This window comes from Methylobacterium phyllostachyos (assembly GCF_900103445.1).
Lineage (GTDB): Bacteria > Pseudomonadota > Alphaproteobacteria > Rhizobiales > Beijerinckiaceae > Methylobacterium > Methylobacterium phyllostachyos.
Map to the genome: position 1 here is coordinate 1 of NZ_FNHS01000042.1, position 1,724 is coordinate 1,724.

1 protein-coding gene and 1 pseudogene are annotated in these 1,724 nt (G+C 68.3%); both read right to left on the reverse strand.

Annotated elements, in window-relative coordinates:
• Positions 1–1,290: methyl-accepting chemotaxis protein (locus BLQ49_RS28740; RefSeq protein ID WP_143012381.1), on the reverse strand; the 1,290-nt coding region annotated here is incomplete at its 3' end.
• Positions 1,291–1,401: 111 nt separating this feature from the next.
• A pseudogene (locus BLQ49_RS28745) lies at positions 1,402–1,724 on the reverse strand (methyl-accepting chemotaxis protein); the annotation flags it as partial.

Here is a 1,724-nt window from a genome sequence, read left to right on the forward strand (position 1 = left end):
GGCCATCTCCTCCATGGAGGCGGAGGCCTCTTCCGTCGAGGCGGCCTGCTCGGTCGAGCCCTGCGACAGCTGCTCGGCCGAGGACGACAGCTCCTCCGACCCGGCCGACACGTTGCTGGCCGCCACACTCGCCTGTCCCACCACCTCGCGCAGCTTCAGGGTCATGGCCTGCACGGCGCGCAGGAGATCGGTGATCTCATCGCTGCCGGTGGGCACCACGTCCTCGGTCAGATCCCCCTGAGCCACCCGGTTCGCCGCCCCGAGGGCCTTCTGCATGCCACGGGAGATCGAGATCGACAGCCAGATCGCCATGGCAAGCCCGATCGCCACCGCGCCGGCGATGACACCGATAAGCATCATGCGGGTCGTCTCATAGGCGGTCTGGGTCTCCCGCACATAAGTCTGCGCGACACCTTCCTCGTAGGCGCGAAGCTTCTTGACCTCCTCGATGAGGGCCAGCCGCGCCTGCGTGAACGGACCGACATAAACTTGGAGCGCCTTGGCGTCGGTGTTGGCGAGGCCAAGGGTGAAGACCTGTTCACCGGCCGATTCCCAGGTGCGGAACGCGGCGGCGATGGCCGCGATGGCGTCGCCGAGCCCTTCGCTACGCCCCACCTCGCTCAGCTTGGCGAAATCCTGGTCGAACTGGCGGCGATGCTCGTGATATTCGCTGGTCAGCTTCTCGAGGAGCGCTTCGTCGCTGATCACCACCTCGCGATAGACATCGGCCACGAGGCGCGTCATCCGAGCTTCGAGAATGGCGGCGAGCCGGCGCGTCTCCGGTGAGATGTCGGGCCGGGATGCCAGATCCTGGATGCGGGTGATCACGACCCGGGAGGTCGTCAGCTGTTCGCCGCCCGCGATGCCGATCGCGGTGTTGTTGCCGTTCTTGACCGAGAACTCCGTGCCTTTGGCGGCGGCACTGGACAGCTTGTCCCAGGCCTCACGCAGGGGCAGCAGACGCCCCCGCTCCTCGGCGGTGGTCGCGTCGGAGTACTCCTTCAGAAGTCCGCGGAACGTCACATCCTGCTGCTTGAGGTCGGCGGCGAGCTTCGCCCGGGCCGCCTCCGTCGGCTCGAGCAGCGATCGTGCGAACATGCGTGCGGAATCGACGGCCAGCGTCTCGAAGCGCAGAGCCCGCTGGACCTGAGCGAAGGGTCCGGACGCGAAGGCCTGCATCCAGTCGTTGGCGCTGCTGAGGCTCGTGATGGCGAGGAAGCCCGCCCCGCCGAGAAGCAGGAGGATCAGGCCGAAGGCCAAGCCGAGCTTGGTGCGGATCGTGAGACGCATGGGAAACTTCTTCCGTCAGACTTAGGTGGAATGGTCGAGCTGTCTTGGGGGATCGCGGTTGGCGCCGCCTTCGCGGCCGCGCCAACCCGTGAAGATCGGCATCCGCAGCGCTCAGGCGGCGCGGACGAATTCGGCGTCGCGGGCGTCGCCCTCGCCCATGTCGAGGGCAAAGCCCGGCGACCCGGCCGCGCGCGCCTTCGCCTTCGCCTTCGACACCGCCGCCTTGCCCGACCGGGCCGGCCCCGCCATCCGCGCCGCCGCAGCCCGCAATTGCGGGACCGCAGCCTCAAAGCCCGACGCCGCCGCCTCGATCCGGAAGTAGGCGATCGTCGCCTGCAGCCGCTCCGCCTGCGCGGCCAGCTCCTCGGACGTCGCCGAGACCTGCTCGGACGCGCTCGCGTTCTGCTGGGTCACCTTGTCGAGCTGCTGGATCG